Raw genomic sequence first — 25,851 nt, 5'->3', positions numbered from 1 at the left:
TAAGTGATGTCAGCAAATGCATTTTAGTACTTTACGAGGAAAAAAAATTGACAGATAATAAAAAAGTAGTTATCTTAAATTGATTTTTAAAGATGTAAAGACCCTAAAATAAAAGTATAAATAGAACTATTTGTACTAACAAAAATTACTTTTATAATCAAAATTTTGTCCATTGATGATTACAAATCAGACCGAAAGATTGAATTTTGCCTCGACAAAAAACATTCCTGCTTATCCAGATTTTCTAGATGTTCAGGTTAAATCTTTTCAAGATTTTTTTCAATTAGAAACTAAATCTGACGAAAGAGGCAATGAAGGACTTTATAACACCTTCATGGAAAATTTTCCAATTACAGATACAAGAAACAACTTTGTATTGGAATTCCTTGACTACTTTGTAGATCCACCACGTTACACTATTCAAGAGTGTATTGAAAGAGGTTTAACACACAGTGTACCTTTAAAAGCTAGGTTAAAACTTTATTGTACTGACCCTGAGCACGAAGATTTTGAAACAATTGTGCAAGATGTTTATCTTGGTACAATTCCTTACATGACACCAAGCGGTACCTTTGTAATAAATGGAGCTGAACGTGTTGTGGTTTCTCAGTTACATAGATCACCAGGGGTTTTCTTTGGTCAATCTTTTCATGCTAATGGAACAAAATTATACTCTGCAAGAGTAATTCCGTTCAAGGGTTCTTGGATTGAATTTTCTACGGATATTAATAGCGTTATGTACGCTTACATTGACAGAAAGAAAAAATTACCTGTAACAACTTTATTCCGTGCAATTGGTTTTGAAAGAGACAAGGATATCCTTGAAATCTTTGACCTTGCTGAAGAAATTAAAGTTTCTAAAACAGGTCTTAAAAAATATATTGGTAGAAAATTAGCTGCTCGTGTTTTAAATACATGGCATGAAGATTTCGTGGATGAAGATACCGGCGAAGTTGTTTCTATCGAACGTAACGAAATAATCCTTGATCGTGATACAATTATCGATAAAGATAATGTAGAAGAAATCATTGATTCTAACGTTAAATCTATTTTGTTGCACAAAGAAGATGCTAATCAAGCTGATTATGCTATCATCCATAACACGCTTCAAAAAGATCCAACAAACTCTGAAAAAGAAGCTGTTGAGCATATTTACAGACAATTGCGTAACGCTGAACCGCCTGATGAAGAAACTGCTCGTGGTATCATTGATAAATTATTCTTCTCTGACCAACGTTACAACTTAGGTGAAGTAGGTCGTTATAGAATGAACAAAAAATTAGGTTTAGATATCCCAATGGAAAAGCAAGTGCTTACCAAAGAAGATATCATAACTATCGTTAAGTATTTAATTGAGTTAATTAACGCTAAAGCGGATATTGATGATATTGACCACTTATCAAACCGTCGTGTTAGAACAGTTGGTGAACAATTGTCTCAACAATTCGGTGTTGGTTTAGCACGTATGGCTAGAACTATTCGTGAGAGAATGAACGTTAGAGATAACGAGGTGTTTACACCTATTGATTTGATTAATGCTAAAACATTATCATCAGTGATCAATTCTTTCTTTGGTACTAACCAATTATCTCAATTTATGGATCAAACAAATCCATTAGCTGAGATTACCCACAAAAGAAGATTATCTGCACTTGGACCAGGTGGACTTTCGAGAGAAAGAGCTGGATTTGAGGTTCGTGACGTTCACTATACGCACTACGGACGTTTATGTCCAATTGAAACACCAGAGGGACCAAACATTGGTTTGATTTCATCTCTAGGAGTTTATGCTAAAGTAAACGGAATGGGTTTCATTGAAACACCTTACCGTAAAGTAACTAATGGAGTTGTAGATTTAGAGTCTACCCCAATTTACTTAAGTGCTGAAGAGGAAGAAGGAATGTTAATCGCACAAGCGAACATTGCTATGGACAATTCTGGTAAAATTAGCGCTGATAACGTAATTGCACGTCAAGAAGGTGATTTCCCAGTTATTGACCCAGCTCAAGTGGATTACACTGATGTTGCTCCAAATCAAATTGCTTCTATCTCTGCTTCGTTAATTCCTTTCTTGGAACATGATGATGCGAATAGAGCCTTGATGGGATCTAACATGATGCGTCAGGCCGTACCATTAATTCGTCCTGAAGCTCCAATCGTAGGAACTGGTTTAGAGCGTCAAGTAGCATCTGACTCTAGAGTATTAATCAATGCTGAAGGGCATGGTACTGTAGAATATGTTGATGCTAATATCATCACTATTAAATACGATCGTTCTGAAGAAGAAAGAATGGTTAGTTTTGAAGATGATGATAAGACGTATAACCTTATTAAATTTAGAAAAACCAATCAAGGAACTAGTATTAACTTGAAACCTATCGTAAGAAAAGGAGACAGAGTTATTCCTGGTCAAGTATTATCTGAAGGTTATGCTACTCAAAACGGGGAGCTAGCTTTAGGTCGTAATCTTAAAGTGGCGTTTATGCCATGGAAAGGATACAACTTTGAGGATGCGATTGTAATTTCTGAAAAAGTAGTTCGTGACGATATTTTTACCTCTATTCACGTTGATGATTACTCATTAGAAGTAAGAGATACGAAATTAGGTAATGAAGAATTAACGAATGATATTCCTAACGTTTCTGAAGAGGCTACTAAAGACTTAGATGAAAACGGTATGATTAGAATTGGTGCCGAGGTTAAACCGGGTGACATTCTTATTGGAAAAATTACTCCAAAAGGAGAATCAGATCCTACTCCAGAAGAGAAATTGCTTCGTGCAATCTTTGGGGATAAAGCAGGTGATGTAAAAGATGCTTCATTAAAAGCGTCTCCTTCTTTACATGGTGTAGTTCTTGATAAAAAATTATTCGCGAGAGCGGTAAAAGATAAACGTAAACGTACGCAAGACAAAGATGCTTTGGGTGCTTTAGAAATGGAATTCGAAACTAAATTTGTTGAATTAAAAGACAAATTGGTAGAGAAACTTTTCTTGATCGTTAACGGTAAAACATCTCAAGGTGTAATGAATGATTTGGGTGAGGAAGTTTTACCAAAAGGTAAAAAATACACTCAAAAAATGCTTTATGCTGTTGAAGATTTTGCTCACTTAAGCAAAGGACAATGGGTAGCTGATGATGCAACTAATAAAATGGTGAATGAATTAATTCATAACTATAAAATTAAGTTGAATGACTTGCAAGGTTCTTTACGTAGAGAGAAATTCACGATTACTGTTGGAGATGAATTGCCAGCTGGAATCTTGAAATTAGCAAAAGTTTATATCGCTAAGAAACGTAAGTTGAAAGTTGGGGATAAAATGGCGGGACGTCACGGTAACAAAGGTATTGTTGCTCGTATCGTTCGTCATGAAGATATGCCTTTCTTGGAAGATGGAACACCAGTAGATATCGTGTTGAACCCACTTGGGGTACCTTCACGTATGAACATTGGTCAAATTTATGAAACGGTATTAGGATGGGCTGGTATGAACTTGGGTAGAAAATTTGCTACTCCAATTTTTGACGGTGCTTCTCTTGACCAAATTAATGAATTGACTGACGAAGCTGGAGTACCTCGTTTTGGACATACACATCTTTATGATGGTGGTACAGGAGAGCGTTTCCATCAAGCAGCAACCGTAGGTGTGATCTATATGTTAAAATTAGGACACATGGTTGATGATAAGATGCACGCACGTTCTATCGGACCATACTCGTTGATTACACAACAACCACTTGGAGGTAAAGCTCAATTTGGAGGTCAGCGTTTTGGAGAGATGGAGGTTTGGGCACTTGAGGCTTATGGAGCTTCTAGTACACTTCGCGAAATCTTAACAGTTAAATCTGATGATGTTATTGGTAGAGCTAAAACTTACGAGGCAATCGTAAAAGGAGAGTCTATGCCAGAACCAGGATTACCTGAATCATTCAATGTATTAATGCATGAATTGAAAGGTCTTGGATTAGATATTCGTTTAGAAGAATAGTATTTAGTATTCAGCCTAAAGTAATCAGTGATAAACTGAACACTTAAAGCTGAATACTGAACACTTTTTTTAATTAGTTTTCAGGATTTAGGCCCGTAAACCGTTCCGATTTTTTATACAAAATGTAATTTGTGTAACTAGCGCTTTAAATACAACTTTAAAGTTTTGAGAAGTAATCCGGCGTAGTAAAGACAAAAGTTCTTTACTAGAATCAATTTTTTAATTGCAAATAAATCAATAGTAAAAACTATGATGAATAACAGAAATAATAACAATAAAGATAAGAATCCTGTAAAAAGATTCAATAAAATATCTATCGGTCTTGCTTCTCCAGAATCTATCTTGAAAGAGTCTAGAGGTGAAGTTTTAAAACCAGAAACAATTAACTACCGTACGCACAAGCCTGAGCGTGACGGTCTTTTCTGTGAAAGAATATTTGGACCTGTAAAGGATTTCGAATGTGCTTGTGGAAAATACAAAAGAATTCGCTACAAAGGAATCATTTGTGACCGTTGTGGTGTTGAAGTTACGGAGAAAAAAGTACGTAGAGATAGAGTAGGTCATATCAACCTTGTTGTGCCTATTGCTCACATCTGGTATTTCCGTTCTCTTCCTAATAAAATAGGTTATATCCTTGGACTTCCTTCTAAGAAATTAGATATGATTATTTACTACGAAAGATACGTAGTAATCCAAGCTGGTATTGCTAAAAATGCAGAAGGTGAATCAGTTCAAAGATTAGACTTCTTAACGGAAGAAGAATATTTGAACATCTTGGATACACTTCCTGCTGATAACCAATATTTAGATGATTTTGATCCTAATAAATTTGTTGCCAAAATGGGAGCAGAGTGTATTATGGATTTATTAGCACGTATTGATTTAGACCAATTGTCTTACCAATTACGTCACTCAGCTAATAACGAAACGTCTAAACAACGTAAAACTGAAGCGTTAAAAAGATTACAAGTTGTAGAGTCATTCCGTGAGTCTAACTTGAACCGTGAAAACCGTCCTGAATGGATGATTATGAAAGTGGTTCCTGTTATCCCACCAGAATTACGTCCGCTTGTGCCACTTGATGGAGGTCGTTTTGCAACTTCAGATTTAAATGACTTATACCGTCGTGTAATCATCCGTAACAACCGTTTGAAAAGATTAATGGAGATTAAAGCTCCAGAAGTTATCTTAAGAAACGAGAAACGTATGTTGCAAGAATCAGTAGATTCATTGTTTGATAATACAAGAAAAGCATCTGCTGTTAAAACAGAATCAAACAGACCATTAAAATCATTATCTGATTCCCTTAAAGGTAAGCAAGGACGTTTCCGTCAAAACTTACTTGGAAAACGTGTGGATTATTCTGCTCGTTCGGTAATTGTTGTTGGTCCTGAATTGAAATTGTTCGAATGTGGTATCCCTAAAGATATGGCATCTGAATTATACAAGCCTTTTGTTATCCGTAAATTGATAGAAAGAGGAATTGTAAAAACAGTAAAATCTGCTAAGAAAATAATAGACAAGAAAGAGCCTGTAGTTTGGGATATCCTTGAAAATGTAATTAAAGGTCACCCGATTTTACTGAATCGTGCTCCTACTTTGCACAGATTAGGTATTCAAGCTTTCCAGCCAAAATTAATTGAAGGAAAAGCAATCCAATTGCACCCTTTAGTTTGTACTGCATTTAATGCGGATTTTGATGGGGATCAAATGGCAGTTCACTTACCATTAGGACCAGAAGCTATTCTTGAAGCACAATTATTAATGTTGGCTTCACACAATATCTTAAACCCTGCAAACGGTGCTCCAATTACGGTACCATCTCAGGATATGGTTTTGGGTCTATATTATATGACCAAAGAAAGATTGTCTACTCCAGAAAAGAAAATTTTAGGTCAAGATCTAGTTTTTTATTCTGCTGAAGAAACAAACATTGCATTAAACGAAGGAAGATTAGAATTGAATGCTCGTGTGAAAATTAGAGCAAAAGATTTTAATGAAGCTGGAGAGTTAGTGTACAAAATTATCGAAACTACTGCTGGACGTGTATTATTTAATGAAGTAGTACCACCTGCAGCTGGATATATTAACGAAGTATTGACTAAGAAAAATCTTAGAGATATTATCGGTCACGTATTGAATTCAACAAGTGTACCGGAAACGGCTGCCTTCTTGGATAATATGAAAGACATGGGGTATAAATTTGCCTTCAGAGGAGGTTTATCTTTCTCATTAGGTGATATTAGAATTCCAGATCAAAAACCAAAATTGATTGCAGATGCAAGAGAGCAAGTAGAAGGAATTTCTGCTAACTACAACATGGGTCTTATTACTAATAACGAACGTTACAACCAAGTTATTGATGTATGGACTTCTGCAAATGCACAATTGACAGAATTGGCAATGAAAAATATTAGAGAGGATCAACAAGGATTCAACTCGGTATATATGATGCTTGACTCTGGGGCGAGGGGTTCTAAGGAACAAATTCGTCAGTTAACTGGTATGCGTGGTTTGATGGCTAAGCCTAAAAAATCTACTGCTGGTGGTGGAGAGATTATTGAAAACCCGATTCTTTCTAACTTTAAGGAAGGTCTTTCGATCTTAGAGTATTTCATTTCTACGCACGGTGCTCGTAAGGGACTTGCGGATACGGCTTTGAAAACGGCAGATGCTGGATACTTGACTCGTAGATTACATGACGTTTCTCAAGATGTTATTGTAAATATCGAAGATTGTGGAACGCTAAGAGGTGTTGAAGTTTCGGCATTGAAAAAGAATGAAGAAATCGTTGAATCATTAGGAGAAAGAATTTTAGGACGAGTTGCATTGCAAGACGTAATTAATCCTTTAACTAACGAAGTTTTAGTTCAATCTGGACAACAAATTACTGAAGCAATTATGAAAGTAATTGAAGCTTCACCAATCGAGAGTGTTGAAGTACGTTCGCCTCTAGTTTGTGAAGCACCTAAAGGTATTTGTGCTAAATGTTACGGACGTAACCTAGCTACAGGTAAAATGACTCAAAGAGGTGAGGCTGTTGGTGTAATTGCAGCACAGTCTATTGGAGAGCCTGGTACACAGTTGACATTACGTACTTTCCACGTTGGAGGGGTTGCGGGTGGAATTTCTGAGGAATCTAGTATTTTAACTCGTTTTGCGGGTAAACTAGAAATCGAAGATTTAAAAACGGTTAAAGGTGAAGATAACGAAGGTAACGCAGTTGATATTGTTGTTTCTCGTTCTACTGAATTGAAATTAATTGACGAAAAAACAGGTATCTTATTAAATACACACAACATTCCTTACGGTTCAAGTATCTTTGTAAAAGATGGAGAATCAGTAGAAAAAGGAGCTGTTATTTGTAAATGGGATCCATATAATGGTGTAATTGTTTCTGAATTTACAGGAAAAATTGCTTACGAAGATTTAGAGCAAGGACAATCGTTCATGGTTGAGATTGATGAGCAAACAGGTTTCCAAGAAAAAGTAATTTCGGAGTCAAGAGCTAAAAAATTAATCCCAACTTTATTGGTTTACGGTAAAGATGGTGAATTAATTCGTTCTTATAACTTACCAGTTGGAGCCCACTTGATGGTTGACAATGGTGAGAAAATTAAAGCAGGTAAGGTATTGGTGAAAATCCCACGTCGTTCTTCTAAATCAGGAGATATTACAGGAGGTTTACCAAGAATTACAGAGTTGTTAGAAGCTCGTAATCCTTCTAACCCAGCGGTAGTTTCTGAAATTGATGGTGTAGTTTCTTTTGGAAAAATCAAAAGAGGTAACCGTGAAATTGTTATCGAATCTAAATTTGGTGATGTTAGAAAATACTTAGTAAAATTATCTAGTCAAATTCTTGTTCAAGAAAATGACTTCGTAAGAGCGGGTGTACCTTTATCTGATGGAGCGATTACTCCAGACGACATTTTAAGAATTAAAGGACCTGCTGCTGTTCAACAGTACTTGGTTAACGAGATTCAAGAAGTTTACCGTCTACAAGGGGTAAAAATTAACGATAAGCACTTTGAGGTAGTAATACGTCAAATGATGCGTAAGGTAAGAGTTCAAGATCCGGGTGATACTTTATTCCTGGAAGATCAATTGATTCACACTAAAGACTTTATCGTTGAAAACGATAAATTATACGGTATGAAAGTTATTGAGGACGCTGGAGATTCAGCTAATCTGAAAGAAGGACAAATTGTAACGCCACGTGAGTTACGTGACGAAAATTCGTTATTGAAACGTAATGACAAGAATATTGTAGTTGCACGTGATGTTATCACAGCAACAGGTACTCCTGTTTTACAAGGTATTACGAGAGCTTCGTTACAAACTAAATCATTCATCTCGGCAGCATCTTTCCAAGAAACTACTAAAGTATTAAACGAAGCTGCAGTAGCAGGTAAAGTGGATTACTTAGAAGGATTGAAAGAAAATGTTATCGTAGGTCACAGAATTCCTGCAGGTACGGGTATGAGAGAATACGATCATACTATTGTAGGTTCTAAAGATGATTACAATGATATGATGGCAAACAAAGAAGAATATATTTACTAATTTTAGTAATTAGTCTATAGTAATTAGTGATTAGTCTTTTGGCTAATCACTTTTTGCTATAATTAAGTTGCTAATCATTATCTATTAACATTATGAAAGACCAACAAGACCAAATCAATATTGAGTTAGACGAGCAAACAGCCGAAGGAATTTATTCTAATCTAGCTATTATCAATCATTCTTCATCAGAATTTGTTCTCGATTTTGTGAGTATCATGCCTGGTGTACCAAAAGCGAAGGTAAAATCAAGAATTGTATTGACACCGCAGCATGCCAAACGATTGCTAAAAGCCATTGGAGAAAATATCCACCGATTTGAAAGCGCGCATGGCGAAATTAAAGATAGCGAACAACCTGCAATTCCACTTAATTTTGGTCCCGCAGGACAAGCATAATTTAAACTAGAGAAAGCTCCATTTATATGGAGCTTTTTTTATTTTAGAGTACGGTGAAGTCATTTAGTGCTGATTAACTGTAGTTTGCAATCGGTAAAGTGCAAATAATATCTTTAATCGGCAAGTCGCTTGTTAGTTAACGAGTATTCATGTGATTCATCGTAAATATTTTAGACAGGCGTATAGTGGCCGTATCTTTGTATAAGAATTAGCAATGACAGCTAATCAATTAAAAAAATACAAAACTATGGACACTACGGCAACTCAAAACAAATCTAAAAACATGATGATCATCTTATCTGTTTTTGTTTGTGCGTTACTTTTTAGTGTTTCAGGTTATAGCCAAACTACAGCTGCTTCTGCAATTGCTTCTTCAATTGATGAAGTGACTACAACTACTTCAGTTAAAGCAGAAAGCGCTAGAGTTTCAACTAACATGGAATTTGTACAGTGGTTCATGGGTTCAAAACAAGATCCAAACTCAACAATATCAACAGAAGGTATCAATACAAAAAAACAAATCATGACTTCAGGTATTGCACCTAATCGTTTATTGATTAAAGCTTTTTTGAAGAAAGCAGTAAATTTTGAATCTGCTTTAGCATAATTAAAATTTGGAGTTATACTTATTTTAAATACAAAAAAAACGCTAATTAATTATTAGCGTTTTTTTATATCTAGTAGTTTTTTTCTTTATTCAAATTCAGAAGTAAAAAATAATTTAACCGTTGGATATTTATTTTGAGTCATTTGAATTGTAAAGTCGGAATCAGCGAGGAAAACCAATTGACCATATTTATCCTTAGCTAAGAATTTTTGTTTAATGCGTTTAAATTCTTTGAATTCGTCATTCTTAGCATCATCTGGTTTTACCCAACATGCCTTGTGTACCGGAAAGTTTTCATACGTACATTTAGCCCCATATTCATGCTCTAGTCGGTATTGTATTACTTCGTATTGAAGTGCTCCAACAGTTCCAATTATTTTACGATTGTTCATTTCTAGAGTAAACAACTGCGCTACACCTTCATCCATCAACTGATCCACTCCTTTGTCCAGCTGTTTTGCTTTCATTGGATCGGCATTGTTGATGTATCTAAAATGCTCAGGAGAGAAACTCGGAATCCCTTTAAAGCTCATGATTTCTCCTTCCGTTAAAGTATCTCCAATTTTGAAATTCCCTGTATCGTGAAGACCAACAATGTCTCCTGGATAGGATATGTCAACAATTTCTTTTTTCTCCGCAAAAAAGGCGTTCGGACTAGAGAACTTTAAATTTTTCTTCTGTCTAACGTGGTAATAGGGTTTGTTTCTCTCAAAAGTACCCGATACGATTTTGATAAATGCCAAACGATCTCTATGCTTTGGATCCATGTTAGCATGTATCTTGAATACAAAACCAGTTAGTTTTTCTTCTTTAGGGTCAACTAAGCGAGTTTCAGATTCTTTAGCTCTTGGGGAAGGAGCAATTTGTACAAAACAATCAAGTAATTCTCGTACTCCAAAATTGTTTAAGGCAGAACCAAAGAAAACAGGCTGAAGTTTACCGTCAAGATAATCTTGACGATCAAATTTAGGATATACTTCATCAATTAATTCTAATTCTTCGCGTAAGGTATCGGCGGGTTTTTGACCGATTATTTTTTCTAATTCAGGACTTTGAACATCTGAAAAAGCGATTGTTTCTTCAATATTTTTTCGGTTATCCCCACTAAATAAGTTGATGTTTTGTTCCCATAAATTATAGATACCTTGAAAATCGTACCCCATTCCAATAGGAAAACTAAGGGGAGTTACGGTTAAACCAAGTTTTTGCTCCACTTCATCCATTAAGTCAAAAGCATCTTTACCCTCTCGGTCCATTTTATTAATGAAAACAATAATAGGTATTTTACGCATTCTACAAACGGCAACTAATTTTTCTGTTTGTTCCTCGACACCTTTGGCAACGTCAATTACAACAATTACGCTGTCAACAGCAGTAAGTGTTCTAAACGTATCCTCGGCAAAATCCTTGTGCCCTGGGGTATCAAGAATATTTATTTTTTTATCTTGGTAATTAAAAGCAAGAACAGATGTCGATACAGAAATTCCCCTTTGACGTTCGATTTCCATAAAGTCACTTGTAGCTCCTTTTTTGATTTTGTTGTTTTTTACGGCACCTGCCTCTTGAATTGCACCTCCAAAAAGTAATAATTTTTCAGTCAATGTGGTTTTACCAGCATCGGGATGCGATATAATTCCGAAAGTTCTTCTTCGTTGTATTTCTTTTAAAAAGCTCATGTATGATATAAATAGGTTGCAAAAGTACTATTTATAAATGCGATTTAAAAATAAATATAAAACGGGATATAACATTGGAGGTCAATTTATTTTATGAGTTTTGACATTGCTGAATTAATTTTGGACACTCAAAAAGTACAGGCCTATAATGCTAGAGTGATTGTTGTATGTTTACCCATATAAATTTATGTTAATACTAAGGTGTAAACTTGGAATATGTATTTGAATTGTTATTTTTGTTCGTTATTACTTTAGAAATTGTTTTTTGCTTTAAGTTACTATTGTTGTTGCTTAAGATGTATATTTGGTAAGAAAAATATAGAAACATTGGCTTTTTACAAATTGGAAATATTTTAAAGGCAAGTAATTACTAACAATTCAAATACATTATTATTAAAACAATACAAATGAAATCCATCTCGAATAAAATTGCACTTCTGTTTTTTGTCATGCTTTTTTCAACGACAGTACTGCAAGCTCAAGAAATCATCAAAGATTCAGTTAGTAAACCTGTTAAAAAAGTAAGTTCGGGTAATAGATTAAAAATTGATGGCGTAGTTGCAACTGTAGGTGATTATATTATTTTGGATTCAGATATCGATAAATCGTTCTTGGAAATTTCAGCAAGTGGAAATTCAGTTAAAGACATCACTAGATGCCAGATGTTGGGTAAATTGCTTGAGGATAAATTGTACGCCCACCAAGCGATACAGGATAGTGTGAAGGTTACTGACGCTGAAATTAAATCAGTGATGGAAGAGAAGTTGGATTTTATCTTAGGTAAAATTGGCTCAATGGATAAAGTGGTTGAATACTATAAGAAAAATTCAGAAGAAGAACTAAAATCCTATTTTTTTGACATTTTGAAGGAACAAAAATTAAGTTCTGAGATGCAAAAAAAGATTGTTGATGAAATTGAAATAACACCTGAGGAAGTTCGTAATTTCTTTAAAGGAATACCTAAAGATGAATTACCTCTTTTTGGTGCTGAGATGGAAGTGGCTCAAATTGTAGTAACACCTAAGATTTCAGAAGCCGAAAAACAGAAAGTAAAGGATAAATTGATCGAGTTTAAAAAAGATGTTTTGGCAGGTTCAAGTTTTTCTACCAAAGCTGTTCTTTATTCGCAAGACAAGGCTTCAGTTCCTAATGGAGGTTTTTATAAAATGAATAGAAAAACTCCTTTCGTCAAAGAATTTAAGGAAGTTGCATTTAGTTTAGAAGAGGGAGAAATTTCTGAACCCTTCGAGACAGATTTCGGCTTTCATATCATTTATATCGAAAAAATTAAAGGACAAGAATTAGATTTGCGTCATATATTATTGACACCTTCAGTATCTGAAGATGAGGTTAAGGCGGCAAAAGAGAAAATCACCCTAATTAGAAATAAAATTATTGACAAGAAACTAACATTTGCTGAAGCAGCTAGAACAGAATCTGATCAAAAAGAGACTCGAGCTAATGGTGGTGTTTTAATCAATCCAAATACGCAAGATACTCGTTTTGAATTGACAAAAATGGATCCAAGTTTATACAGTCAAGTGTCGAATTTAAAAGATGATGCTATTTCTCAACCGATTTTAGATACTGATGAAAATGGAAAGAAAAGCTATAAAATTATAACAGTGACCAATAGAATCAATGAGCACACCGCTAATTATGCTACGGATTATATTAAAATTAAAGATTTAGCTCTAAAAGAAAAGCGTATTAAAGCAATTGGTGCTTGGTTTGATGAAAAAATCAAAGAGACCTATATTAAAATCTTAGGGGAATATAGAGATTGTGACTTTACAAATAACTGGTTAAAAAAATAATTTTTACAGAACAAATAAAAAGAGTTAGCTTTATGATTTCATAGAGTTAGCTCTTTTTTAATTTAAAAAACATTCGAAATGTCTGACGTTGCCGCGATACAAAATTTGGTTCAAAAGAGGAATCAACTCAAAAATGAAATAGCAAAAGTTATAGTAGGACAGGATGCTGTCGTAGATCAAATTTTAGTTTGTATTTTCTCAGGAGGTCATGCTTTGCTGGTGGGTGTTCCCGGATTAGCAAAAACTTTATTAGTAAATACTTTAGCACAGGCTTTAGGATTGGATTTTAAACGAATTCAGTTTACACCGGATTTAATGCCTTCGGATATTTTAGGTAGTGAGATCTTAGATGAAAACCGTCAATTTAAATTTATAAAAGGCCCTATTTTTTCTAACATCATACTTGCTGATGAAATTAATAGAACGCCTCCTAAAACACAGGCAGCACTATTAGAAGCGATGCAAGAACGTGCGGTAACTATTGCAGGTGAAAATCATAAATTAGATTTGCCTTACTTTGTTTTGGCAACCCAAAATCCAATCGAGCAAGAAGGTACTTATCCTTTACCTGAGGCGCAATTGGACCGTTTTATGTTTGCGATAAAACTAGAGTATCCATCTTTTGAAGAGGAAGTGCAAGTAGTGAAAAGAACTACGTCTACGGTTTCAACAACTATAAGTGCTTTGTTTAATGCTCAAGAAATAATCGATTTTCAACAGTTGGTTCGAAGAATTCCTGTAGCTGATAATGTTATTGAATACGCCGTTGGTTTAGTTGGTAAAACACGTCCGGATAGTGCTTTGTCTACTGATTTTGTTAAAAATTATTTAGATTGGGGAGCAGGACCGAGAGCGTCTCAGAATTTAATTTTAGCAGCCAAGACGCATGCTGCATTTAATGGTAAATACTCACCGGATATTGAGGATGTTCAAGCGGTTGCTGTTGGTATTTTACGCCATCGTATTATTAAAAATTACAAAGCCGATGCTGAAGGAATAACGGAAGAAATTATAATTGAAAAATTGCTATAACATCGCTGTCAAAAGCGGTTTATGCATGCAATTACCTAATTTACGATATCGTTTTCTTTAGGTAGTTGCATTTTTGCTTAAGCCAAAACCAATGGTTTTTTGTAATAATTGCGTAATTATTATTTTTTAGTTAAAATTTTACGTTTAAATCATTTTAGTAGGGTTAAAATCAGTAATTAGGAATAATAATTTTTCAAAAGGTCAGTTCTATTAAATTTTTTTTAATATCAGGTTAAATAACTAAATTTGCAATTCAAAATTCAAAAGGACGGCCTTTCGTAGTTTTTTTGATGGTTGAAATGATTATTAAAATAGCCTTAAACATTGAAAAAAATTCTATGACGAACATTTATAACGATTACTTACAAGAAATCGAAGAAAGAAAATCACAAGGTCTAAATCCTAAACCTATTGATGGTGCTGAATTACTAAGTACTATAATTTCCCAAATAAAAGATACGACTAATACGGATCGTAACGAGTCACTTCATTTTTTTATCTATAATACCGTTCCTGGTACAACTCCAGCGGCAGCAGTAAAAGCCGTTTTTCTAAAAGAAATTATTTTAGGACAATCAGTGGTTGCTGAAATTACTCCTGCTTTTGCTTTTGAATTACTATCACATATGAAAGGTGGACCTTCAATTGAAGTTTTGCTTGATTTGGCTCTAGGTAATGATGTTGCAATTGCTACAGAAGCTGCTAAAGTACTTAAGACGCAATTTTTCCTTTACGAAGCAGATACAGATCGTTTAGAAGCTGCATTTAAGTCTGGAAACGAAATTGCAAAAGAAATTTTAGAGAGTTATGCGAAAGCAGAATTTTTTACCAAACTTCCTGAAGTAGCAGAGGAAATAAAAGTGGTTACTTATGTTGCTGGTGAAGGAGATATTTCAACAGATTTATTGTCTCCAGGAAATCAGGCTCACTCTCGTTCTGATCGTGAACTACACGGGAAATGTTTAATTTCTCCAGAAGCGCAAGCCGAAATTCAAGCTTTACAAGCACAACACCCTGACAAGAGTGTAATGCTAATTGCTGAAAAAGGGACAATGGGTGTTGGATCATCAAGAATGTCAGGTGTGAACAATGTAGCATTATGGACAGGAAAAAAAGCAAGTCCTTATGTTCCTTTTATTAACATTGCTCCAATTGTAGCGGGTACAAACGGAATCTCGCCAATTTTCTTGACTACGGTTGATGTAACTGGTGGAATTGGATTAGACCTTCAAAACTGGGTAAAAGTAGTTGATGATAAAGGCAATGCTGTACGTAATGAAAACGGAGATGTTGTTCTAGAAGAAGCATATTCTGTTGCTACAGGTACTGTGCTTACCATCAATACTAAAACTAAAAAATTATACAATGGTGACAAAGAGCTGAAAGATATTTCTAAAGCTTTTACACCTCAAAAAATGGAATTCATAAGAGCAGGTGGATCATACGCTATTGTTTTTGGTAAAAAATTACAAACTTTTGCTTCAAAAACTTTAGGTATTGCTATCGAACCTGTTTTTGCACCGTCAAAAGAAGTTTCTGTTGAAGGACAAGGATTGACTGCTGTAGAGAAAATCTTCAATAAAAACGCAGTTGGAACTACACCTGGTAAAGTGTTACACGCAGGATCAGACGTACGTGTAGAGGTAAACATTGTAGGGTCTCAAGATACTACAGGTTTGATGACCTCTCAAGAGTTAGAGTCTATGGCTGCTACAGTTATTTCTCCTATTGTTGATGGTGCTTACCAATCAGGTTGTCATACTGCATCGGTATGGGATAATAAGTCGAAAGCAAACATTCCTAGATTGATGAAATTTATGAATGACTTTGGTTTGATTACTGCACGTGATCCTAAAGGAGAATACCTTGCAATGACAGATGTTATTCATAAAGTATTGAATGATATTACTGTTGATGAGTGGGCTATTATTATCGGTGGTGACTCTCATACAAGAATGTCAAAAGGTGTTGCTTTTGGTGCCGATTCAGGTACAGTTGCACTTGCATTGGCTACGGGTGAAGCTTCAATGCCAATTCCAGAGTCAGTAAAAGTGACTTTCAAAGGGGATATGAAAACTTATATGGATTTCCGTGATGTGGTTCACGCTACTCAATCTCAAATGTTGAAACAATTTGGTGGAGAAAATGTGTTCCAAGGTAGAATTATCGAAGTACACTTAGGTACACTTACCGCAGATCAGGCCTTTACTTTTACAGACTGGACTGCAGAGATGAAAGCAAAAGCGTCTATCTGTATTTCTGAGGATGAAACTTTGATCGAATCATTGTTGATTGCTAAGAAAAGAATCCAGATCATGATTGATAAAGGAATGGATAATGCGAAACAAGTTCTTAAAGGTTTGATCGCTATTGCTGATCAAAGAATTGCTGACATTAGATCTGGTGCTAAACCAGCTTTAACTCCTGATGCTAATGCAAAATATTATGCAGAAGTTGTTATTGATCTTGACATTGTACAAGAGCCAATGATTGCAGATCCAGACGTTAATAATGCAGATGTTTCTAAGAGATATACACACGACACTATTAGACCATTATCATTTTATGGTGGAACTAAAAAAGTGGATTTAGGTTTTGTTGGATCTTGTATGGTTCACAAAGGAGATTTAAAAATCCTTTCGCAAATGCTTAAAAATATTGATGCACAATTTGGTAAAGTAGAATTTAAAGCACCATTAGTTGTTGCGCCGCCAACTTACAATATTGTTGATGAGTTGAAAGCAGAAGGGGATTGGGAAGTATTGCAAAAATATTCTGGTTTCGAATTTGATGATAATGCTCCAAAAGGGGTTGCACGTACTGGGTATGAAAATATTCTTTACCTAGAGCGTCCTGGATGTAACTTATGTATGGGTAACCAAGAAAAAGCAGCAAAAGGAGATACGGTAATGGCAACTTCAACTCGTCTTTTCCAAGGAAGAGTCGTTGAAGATGCTGAAGGTAAAAAAGGAGAGTCTTTATTGTCTTCTACACCAGTGGTGGTATTGTCTACCATTTTAGGAAGAACGCCTACTATGGAAGAATACAAAGCAGCAGTGCAGGGTATTAATTTGACACAGTTTGCGCCTTCACACAAATTGCTTGTAATGTAATAGTTTGAAATTGTTAATTATATCAAAAAGCCTAAGTCATTGACTTAGGCTTTTTTTATTTTTTGTATCTTGTGGTACAAATAAAACAATTCTTAAAATTAGTATATATGGCATTTGATATTGAAATGATAAAAAAAGTGTACGATAACATGGCAGTACGTGTTAACGATGCGCGAAAAGTTGTTGGTCGTCCGCTTACTTTGACCGAGAAAATTTTATATAGCCACCTTTGGGATGGTGAAGCGAAACAAGCATATGGTAGAGGGGTTGATTATGTAGATTTTGCTCCAGATAGAGTAGCCTGTCAAGATGCAACTGCCCAAATGGCCTTGTTGCAGTTTATGCATGCTGGTAAAAAAACGGTAGCAGTACCAACCACGGTACATTGTGATCACTTGATTTTAGCTAAAGTAGGAGCTGAGAAGGATTTGGCTGTTGCAAAACAACAATCAAGTGAAGTATTTGATTTCTTATCATCAGTTTCAGATAAGTATGGAATTGGTTTCTGGAAACCAGGATCAGGAATTATTCACCAAATTGTCTTAGAAAATTATGCTTTCCCTGGAGGAATGATGATTGGAACCGATTCCCATACTGTTAACGCAGGGGGATTAGGAATGCTAGCCATTGGTGTTGGTGGCGCTGATGCTGTTGATGTAATGTCAGGTATGGGTTGGGAGTTGAAATTCCCTAAACTTATAGGTGTCAAATTAACGGGTAAATTATCAGGCTGGACAGCACCTAAAGATGTGATCTTAAAAGTGGCTGATATTCTTACTGTAAAAGGTGGGACAGGAGCTATTGTTGAATATTTTGGAGAAGGTGCAACAAGCATGTCTTGTACCGGTAAGGGAACCATTTGTAATATGGGAGCCGAAATTGGGGCTACTACCTCGACATTTGGATACGATGACTCGATGCGCAGGTATTTGTCAGCAACGGGACGTCAAGATGTAGTAGATGCTGCTGATAAAGTAGCTGCTCATTTAACAGGAGACCCAGAAGTATACGCAAATCCTGAGCAATATTTTGATCAAGTAATCGAAATTAATCTTTCAGAATTAGAGCCGCATATTAACGGTCCTTTTACGCCAGATAGAGGGACGCCAGTTTCTAAAATGAAAGAGGAAGCGGCTGCTAATAATTGGCCAATAAAGGTAGAATGGGGATTAATAGGTTCTTGCACGAACTCATCCTATGAAGACATGGCGCGTGCAGTATCTATTGTGAATCAAGCTGTCGAGCACGGAATCACACCTAAAGCTGAATTCGGAATTAATCCTGGTTCAGAACAAATTAGATATACTATTGAGAGAGACGGTATGATTGCTGCTTTTGAGAAAATGGGAACTAAAGTATTTACGAATGCTTGTGGTCCTTGTATTGGTCAATGGGATCGAGCAGGAGCTGACAAACAAGAGAAAAATACTATTGTTCATTCATTTAACCGTAATTTCTCTAAAAGAGCGGATGGGAATCCTAATACGCATGCCTTTGTAACTTCACCAGAGATGGTGGCTGCTTTAGCGATTTCAGGACGATTAGATTTTAATCCACTTACTGATACTTTATTGAATGATAAAGGAGAAGAAGTAAGGTTAACTGCTCCTTATGGTGATGAGCTTCCTAAAAAAGGTTTTGATGTAGACGACAATGGTTTTCAAGCTCCAGCCGAAGACGGTTCAAGCGTAAAAATCGTAGTGGATGCCACTTCAGATCGTTTGCAATTATTAGAGCCTTTTCAACCATGGGACGGAAAAAACATAACTGGAGCCAAATTGTTAATTAAAGCTTTTGGAAAATGTACCACTGATCATATTTCTATGGCTGGACCTTGGTTGCGTTTCCGTGGGCATTTAGATAATATCTCTAATAATATGTTGATAGGTGCAGTTAATGCATACAATCAAAAAACAAATGCTGTTAAAAACCAATTAACTGGAGAATACGATGCGGTTCCTGCTGTGGCTCGAGCATACAAAGCAGCTGGAGTTCCTTCAGTGGTGATTGGTGATCATAATTATGGAGAAGGATCTTCTCGTGAGCATGCTGCAATGGAGCCTCGTTTCTTAGGTGTCAAAGCCGTATTGGTGAAATCATTTGCACGTATCCATGAAACCAATCTTAAAAAACAAGGACTATTAGGTTTAACCTTCGCTAATGAAGCTGACTATGATAAAATCCAAGAGGACGATACAATAAACTTTATTGATCTTGTAGATTTTGCTCCTGGAAAGCCACTTTCTGTTGAATTTGTGCATGCTGATGGTTCTAAAGATGTTATTCTTGCAAACCACACGTATAATGCAGGACAAATAGGGTGGTATGTTGCAGGATCAGCCTTAAACTTAATTGCTGCCGAGGCATAAACTGTTGCTATAGTAGGTATTAAAAGTGCGTTGTGAAAACACGCACTTTTTTTATGCTTTTACCTTTGTTAAAATCAATTTAAATAGTTGTTAAAATGACCGTGTTTTCTATAAAGATTGGCTATTTTCGCTTTGGAGAAAGAAAATACAGTCTTTCTTTTTTATTACAATAGCTAAGTAGTAGTTTTTTTGTATAAAAAATTGTATTATTGTCTGTTGTTCAGGTTGATAGGTTTAAAAAGAGGTTTATGAAGTATAATAATTGGATTTTAATTTTGGTGTTTTTAATAGGTTTTACAGCTTTTTCGCAAGAAAAATACATAAAACATACTGTTGCAAAAGGAGAAACCATAAGCAAAATTGCACAACAATACCACTTAAAAGCGAATGCTATTTACGACCTTAATCCTGAGGCACGAAAGGGAATCAAGTTCAAAGAGACTCTTTTAATTCCTAATCCAAATAAGGAATTAGTAAAAAGTACCGCAACTATCGCAACCAAAAACAAGTTAAAAATACATGCCGTACAACCCAAAGAAACAATTTACGGTATTGCAAGACAGTATGGTTTAACCGTAGCTGATTTGTACCAAGAAAATCCAACTTTAGAAAAAACAGGTTTAAGAAAAGGCGGAAAAATAAATATCCCAATTACTGACGCTAACCAAGAAATAGTAGCGCAAAGCACCGCTTCAAAAAACACCATTCAAAAAGAAACGACTACAGCGGTAGCTTTAAATACAACTACCGGAGAGACTAAAGTAGTGCGTGAAGTACTTCCTAGTGAAACTAAATACGCTATTGCTCGCGAATACGGACTAACCGTTGCCGATATCGATGCCGCCAACCCAATTTTGCTTACCGAGCCTTTAAAAATTGGACAGCAATTGATTATTCCGGTTAAGGACCAGCAAATAGTTGATAAAACTGCCGTTGCCACTCCTTCAAATCCAGTAGCTGTTATTTCAAATCCCGTTACTGAGGCAAAAACTGTAGCAACCGTACAACCAGCTATTGTTACTGCTAAAGAGAGTGCTGCTGATGCGCCCGAAACAGAGGTTGTGCGTGAGGTTCTTGCAAAAGAAACAAAGTACGCCATAGCAAAGGAATACGGAATCACAGTGGCTGAGTTAGAGCGACAAAATCCTAAAATCAAAAACGGATTGCCGGTGGGATACCAACTTAATATTCGCACTAAAAAACCAATAGAAAATAAAAGTGCTTTTGTAGTAAAAGATGTAATCAGTAACCCAGCAGTCGATACTAATTATGATGTGAAAGCATTTCACGGAACCGATTTTTTAGACCAATTGGTTTCTACTGCATCTGAAAACATCGGGACTCGCTACAGACCGGGTGGAACTACCAAAGCGGGATTTGATTGCTCAGGTTTAATGTGTACCACTTTTGGCGCTTTTGATATCGACTTACCTAGGACTTCATACGAGATGTCGCAATACGGAACAAAAATCAATAACGAAGACGCCCAAAAAGGAGATTTAATCTTTTTTAAAACGAATGGTCGTGGTCAAGTGAACCATGTAGGAATGGTAGTTGAGGTCAACAACGGAGATATAAAATTCATTCATGCCTCTAATAGTGGTGTGATTATTTCATCAATAAAGGAAAGATACTACAGTAAAAGAGTAACACAAATCAATCGGGTGCTCTAGTCCATTTACCTATTTATATTTCACAAAAACACCCCAATTAATATCGTATTATTTGGGGTGTTTTATTTTTAGTTGTTAGTTTTTTAGGAGCAATTTCCTGCTATCGTACCACTCTTACTGGTGCCTTTGTTTTTTCTTACGTCTAAAAAGGAGCTTCTTTTAGTCGCTCTTTTTAGCCTAGAAAAATACAAGTGCACTGCGCAAGGAGTTTTACTTCTATCAGGGCTAAAATCAATAGTGCTAAAAATGCACTCCTATCTTTATTTGAAAACTTAAGCGTTTTTTAAACTACTAATGATAGCCATTACATCCTGATCTCCTAAGCCTTCTTGTTGTGCCTTTAAGTAGGTGTCGTACAAAGGGTGTATTAAAGGAGATGCCAATCCTGCGTCTTTAGCTAGACCCAAATCTTTAACTAAATGCTTTAAAGCAAATGCAGCTGGAAAAGAGTCCTCAATAATTGATGGTGCTTTTATGTTAGTAATTCCGTTGCCACAAGCTCCAGCATTAATAATGGTGAGCATGTCTTCTTTGCTAACCCCATTTTTTTCAGCAAATAAAACAGTTTCAGCTAAACCTTGTAAATTAAGTCCCAAAAGATAATTAATAGCAAGTTTGGCTGAACTAGCTACTCCGGCTTCACCAACATGAATGGCAATTTTGCCCAAAACATCAAAAATAGGTTTAGCAATTTCAAAATTAGGTTTACTCGCACCTACTAAAATCACCAGAGCGCCATCCTGCGCTGGTTTTACACTACCTGATACAGGAGCATCGATAAATTCTAGTTGATGTTGAACACAAAGAGCTGCTAAATAGCGAGAAGTTTCGGGTGCAACAGTACTCATATTGATTATTAGTTTATCCACATTTGCAGTTGCTAAAAGACCTTCTTTACTTTCAAAAACCTCCTTTACGGCTGCATCATTTGATAACATAGTGATGACTACGTCACAGGTCTTAATTAATTCTGCAGGGCTTTCAGCAGGAGTAGCGCCTAGTGCTAGCAATGGAGATTCCTTATCTTTAGAACGGTTGTAAACAGTAACGGGGAATCCTGCTTTTAAAAGATTTTGAACCATTGGATTTCCCATGTTGCCTAGTCCAATCCAACCTATTTTTATTGTATTCATATGCTTTTAATTTGTTTGTAAATGCGAAAGTGCTTCCATCAAATTTAAGTATATTTTTGTTGAGATGAGGTTGATTTCGTGCTAAAAGAAAGTTATAAAATAGAATTAGTGTAAATAACATTGACTGATGAAAAAATAAACAACAAATGGAGAACTTTCTATAATATTTTCTAATCTTTGACCTCCAATTAAAAACAAAGTAACATGAGCAATACGAAGCTAACAATTAATAAAAATGGATCGATCAAAATCGAAGGAGATTTTGAAATAGTAGATGGTCAAGGTAATGTTTACGGACTAGAAGGTAGAAAAGCTTTAGGCCTTTGTCGTTGCGGATTATCTGCTAATAAGCCATTTTGCGATGGAGCGCACCGTAATAATTTTGAACACGAAGCAGCTGCATTTGATTTACCACCAATGAAAACAAACTAGTAGCTTTAGGCAGTAGTGATATAATGAAAAATCGGCAAGCAGCAGCTGCCGATTTTTTATTTTAACTTAGTAAATGAATTGTAAATACCTTGAGGTACAAACTGCTTTGCTAATTTTGCGTTATGTTGTTGTCCTTTAATATTTGGTTGAATTGTGTTTCTTTTCCTTGCTTTTTTAGTTCAGCATAAATCATGTTTATGATACTTTCAGCATCCGTTCGATAGGGTGATTTTTGCGAGACATATAAGTTGTAGGCTTTACACATGTTATCGAGTCCTTTTTCATACTCTTTTAAATTTAGCGCATAAACATTGCCTAATCCGTAAAATACTTCAGGATTGTTTCGATCAACAATGGCTAGTTTTTCATAAGCTTTTATGGCGTTTGTAAATTCTTCTTTGTGAACATATGCTACAGCAATATTTTGGAGTGGCATTAATCCGTTGGGATCAATTGCAATTGATTTATTGTAAGCTTCGATTGCTTTATCGTAATCATTTAAGTGGCGGTAGCTTATTCCAAGGTTGTCCCAAGCAAATGCAAATTCAGGATCTTCCTGCACGGCTTTTTTAAAATAGTCCGCTGCTTGTTCAAAATTTTCTTTAGTTGACGCTTTCAATCCTAAGGAATAGTATTCGAGTGCTTTTTTATTCTCGGATACTGATTTAGCATTTTGTTTTTCATTGGCAGCCGCTTTTTCTTTGATAGCGGTGCAATCGCTCATTAAGTACCTTTCGAGTTCATAGTAGGCCTGCTTGTACTCATCAGAGTCTTCGTTGAAGTTGATAGCGATGTCTACTTGTTTTTTACCATTTTTATCTTTGGCTTTTGCCGCTATATCTTCAATAGCTAATAGTTTTTTGCCCAATTGTAAGGCACTAACTTGTTGGTTGATGCAACTATTGATTTCTTTGGTCACCTGGTCGATTGCTTTGTTATATAATTGAATTGAATCAATGCACATGCAACTGTTATTAGCTAGCTCCTTTGTTAATGCGTCAGTTGGTAATTCTTTTGTTTTTTGAGCTTGTGAGTTGTAATAAGTAAATAGAACAAGTAGTAGAGTTAGTTTTTTCATGCTGTTGCTGATCCTATATTTGAAATAATTGATGGTTAGACACTTGTTTGTACTAGTGTAGCTACTTTGTGGTGGTTTGTTTCATTCAAATATATAAATAATTAGTTACAAAAAGACGGCTGTTGTAGTGCTTATTCAACATTTTTTTCTTTTGCTACTCTTGATTCGTTTTCTTTAGTAGTGGGCAGGATGTTGCAAGGAATCTTGATGTGCGTAAGGGATAGTAGCGGCATCGCCCCAGCCTATAAATGAGGCGTAGCCACGATTTATAGGCTGGGGAATATAGCGTATAGCCCGACACTGCTGAAGTGAAATGGAAGCAGGGTTACGCCAAAAAAATTAAAAGTAGATTCCTTATTTGATTCGTCGAAACTAATTTGGATTTCTAAAAAATGTATATCTTTAGCCAAACCAAAAACCAAAATAATGCAAGAAGACAATCAAGAAGATTTTAAACGCGAACTCGGATTACTAGACGGAACGATGCTTGTAGCTGGTTCCATGATAGGATCGGGGATTTTTATTGTAAGTTCCGACATGGTTCGGCAATTAGGGTCAGCCGGATGGCTGATTGCGATGTGGGTGCTAACAGGATTGATTACCGTTATTGCTGCCGTAAGTTATGGTGAGCTTAGCGCGATGTTTCCTAAAGCAGGCGGGCAGTACGTTTATATTAAGGAAGCCTACGGTAAACTTGTTGGGTTTTTATATGGATGGAGCTTTTTTGCGGTTATTCAAACGGGGACGATAGCGGCGGTTGGAGTCGCTTTTTCGAAGTTTGCGGCTTATTTATTTCCAGCTTTTAGCGACAAAAATATTTTATATGAGCTAGGTGATTTTAAATTGAACGCGGCTCAAATAGTTTCGATTATTACCATTATTTTATTGAGTTATGTAAATAGTCGTGGTGTGAAAAATTCAAAAACATTACAAACTGTTTTGACTGTTATTAAGATTTTATCACTTGCAGGACTTATTATTTTTGGTTTTGTAGCTGCCAAGGCAGAAGTTTGGGATGCCAATTGGGCAAACGCCTGGTCTTCCTCGTCATTGGATGTAGCGACAGGTACTTGGTCATCTATAAGTGGTGTTACCTTGATTTCGGCAATATCAGCTGCTTTAGTAGGTTCTATGTTTAGTAGTGTAGCTTGGGAAGGAGTAACTTTTATTGCTGGTGAAATTAAAAATCCGAAACGCAATGTAGGTTTGAGCTTATTTCTTGGGACGTTGATCGTAAGCTGTATTTACATTATTGCTAATTTTATGTACTTAGCAGTTGTGCCTTTGCAAGAAATTGCGACTGCTGAATCCGATAGAGTAGCGGTTGTAGCCTCGCAATATATTTTTGGTTCAGTTGGTACGCTGCTGATTGCAGTGACCATCATGATTTCGACATTTGCGTGTAACAATGGTCTGATTATGGCTGGAGCTCGAGTGTACTATACTATGGCGCAGGACGGTTTGTTTTTTAAGAAAGCAGCACAATTAAATGAAGCTAAGGTACCTGCTTGGTCTATATGGATGCAGTGTTTTTGGGCTTCGGCTTTGTGTCTTACGGGGAAATATGGTGACTTATTGGACTTTGTTGTTATCATTGTATTGATCTTTTATATTTTAACTATTTTGGGTATTTTTATATTAAGAAAAAAGATGCCAAGCGCTGAACGTCCCTACAAAGCATTTTTATATCCGTACTTACCTGCGTTTTATATCATAGTGGCTTCAGCAATTTGCGTAGCCTTATTGTACACGAAAACAAGTACAAGTGGTTGGGGTGTTTTAATTATGCTATTGGGAATTCCGATCTATTATTTAACGAAAGCTAAGGAGTAGCACTGCTGGGTTGATAGAAGAATTAAAATCTAATCAAGTTCTTTTCATGAATACAGTTTGCTAATACTAACAATAAAATCCGTTTCGTATCAATCGAAACGGATTTTTTTATGTAGTGGATGGCCGTATTATTTAGGCTCCT

The 25,851-nt window shown here is 35.8% G+C and carries 14 protein-coding genes; 11 read left to right on the top strand and 3 right to left on the bottom strand.

Features of this window, described 5'->3' with window-relative positions; genetic code table 11:
- The first annotated feature begins 175 nt into the window (after positions 1-175).
- The 4 genes from rpoB (at position 176) to ACZ2G0_RS00150 (ending at position 9,553) form a co-directional block, all read left to right on the top strand.
- Positions 176-3,988: a DNA-directed RNA polymerase subunit beta gene (rpoB, locus tag ACZ2G0_RS00165; protein ID WP_470308479.1), complete on the top strand. Its 3,813-nt coding sequence runs from the start codon at positions 176-178 to the stop codon at positions 3,986-3,988.
- A gap of 249 nt (positions 3,989-4,237) precedes the next feature.
- Positions 4,238-8,551: a DNA-directed RNA polymerase subunit beta' gene (rpoC, locus tag ACZ2G0_RS00160; protein ID WP_470308478.1), complete on the top strand. Its 4,314-nt coding sequence runs from the start codon at positions 4,238-4,240 to the stop codon at positions 8,549-8,551.
- Between the two features lie 92 nt (positions 8,552-8,643).
- Positions 8,644-8,946 carry a DUF3467 domain-containing protein gene (locus ACZ2G0_RS00155; protein WP_300287679.1) on the top strand — a complete coding sequence of 101 codons (303 nt, stop codon included), beginning with the start codon at positions 8,644-8,646 and terminating at the stop codon, positions 8,944-8,946.
- A 247-nt stretch (positions 8,947-9,193) separates the two neighbouring features.
- A complete protein-coding gene (locus ACZ2G0_RS00150; RefSeq protein ID WP_470308477.1) occupies positions 9,194-9,553 on the top strand; it encodes a hypothetical protein in 360 nt (119 codons plus the stop codon).
- A gap of 86 nt (positions 9,554-9,639) precedes the next feature.
- Here ACZ2G0_RS00150 and ACZ2G0_RS00145 read toward each other — a convergent pair whose 3' ends face one another.
- Entirely contained in the window at positions 9,640-11,229 is a 1,590-nt protein-coding gene (locus tag ACZ2G0_RS00145) for a peptide chain release factor 3 (RefSeq protein WP_470308476.1), read from the bottom strand.
- Positions 11,230-11,615: 386 nt separating this feature from the next.
- Between ACZ2G0_RS00145 and ACZ2G0_RS00140 the strand changes: the two genes are divergently transcribed.
- The 5 genes from ACZ2G0_RS00140 (at position 11,616) to ACZ2G0_RS00120 (ending at position 21,233) form a co-directional block, all read left to right on the top strand.
- The gene (locus tag ACZ2G0_RS00140) at positions 11,616-13,046 is read left to right on the top strand and encodes a peptidylprolyl isomerase (protein ID WP_470309857.1); all 1,431 of its coding nucleotides are present in this window, start codon (positions 11,616-11,618) and stop codon (positions 13,044-13,046) included.
- Positions 13,047-13,124: 78 nt separating this feature from the next.
- Entirely contained in the window at positions 13,125-14,078 is a 954-nt protein-coding gene (locus ACZ2G0_RS00135; protein ID WP_470308475.1) for an AAA family ATPase, read from the top strand.
- A gap of 338 nt (positions 14,079-14,416) precedes the next feature.
- Positions 14,417-17,191 carry a bifunctional aconitate hydratase 2/2-methylisocitrate dehydratase gene (locus tag ACZ2G0_RS00130; protein ID WP_470308474.1) on the top strand — a complete coding sequence of 925 codons (2,775 nt, stop codon included), beginning with the start codon at positions 14,417-14,419 and terminating at the stop codon, positions 17,189-17,191.
- Positions 17,192-17,298: 107 nt separating this feature from the next.
- Positions 17,299-19,560 (top strand): aconitate hydratase, encoded by a 2,262-nt coding sequence (locus ACZ2G0_RS00125; RefSeq protein WP_470308473.1) that lies wholly within the window; start codon positions 17,299-17,301, stop codon positions 19,558-19,560.
- Positions 19,561-19,808: 248 nt separating this feature from the next.
- Positions 19,809-21,233 carry a C40 family peptidase gene (locus ACZ2G0_RS00120; RefSeq protein WP_470308472.1) on the top strand — a complete coding sequence of 475 codons (1,425 nt, stop codon included), beginning with the start codon at positions 19,809-19,811 and terminating at the stop codon, positions 21,231-21,233.
- A 272-nt stretch (positions 21,234-21,505) separates the two neighbouring features.
- On the opposite strand, the gene ACZ2G0_RS00115 is transcribed toward ACZ2G0_RS00120, so the two are convergent.
- On the bottom strand, positions 21,506-22,366 hold the full coding sequence (locus ACZ2G0_RS00115; RefSeq protein ID WP_470308471.1) for an NAD(P)-dependent oxidoreductase: 861 nt from the start codon (positions 22,364-22,366) through the stop codon (positions 21,506-21,508).
- A gap of 204 nt (positions 22,367-22,570) precedes the next feature.
- Here ACZ2G0_RS00115 and ACZ2G0_RS00110 point away from each other — a divergent pair, with 204 nt between their 5' ends.
- Positions 22,571-22,798, top strand: coding sequence for a CDGSH iron-sulfur domain-containing protein (locus tag ACZ2G0_RS00110; RefSeq protein WP_300288613.1), 228 nt, complete (start codon positions 22,571-22,573; stop codon positions 22,796-22,798).
- Positions 22,799-22,907: 109 nt separating this feature from the next.
- On the opposite strand, the gene ACZ2G0_RS00105 is transcribed toward ACZ2G0_RS00110, so the two are convergent.
- Positions 22,908-23,876: a tetratricopeptide repeat protein gene (locus ACZ2G0_RS00105; RefSeq protein WP_470308470.1), complete on the bottom strand. Its 969-nt coding sequence runs from the start codon at positions 23,874-23,876 to the stop codon at positions 22,908-22,910.
- A 426-nt stretch (positions 23,877-24,302) separates the two neighbouring features.
- Here ACZ2G0_RS00105 and ACZ2G0_RS00100 point away from each other — a divergent pair, with 426 nt between their 5' ends.
- Positions 24,303-25,709: an APC family permease gene (locus ACZ2G0_RS00100; protein ID WP_470308469.1), complete on the top strand. Its 1,407-nt coding sequence runs from the start codon at positions 24,303-24,305 to the stop codon at positions 25,707-25,709.
- Positions 25,710-25,851: the final 142 nt, after the last annotated feature.

It is taken from the genome of Flavobacterium sp. KKT103, assembly GCF_055640565.1.
This window is presented reverse-complemented; position numbering and strand designations above follow the sequence as displayed.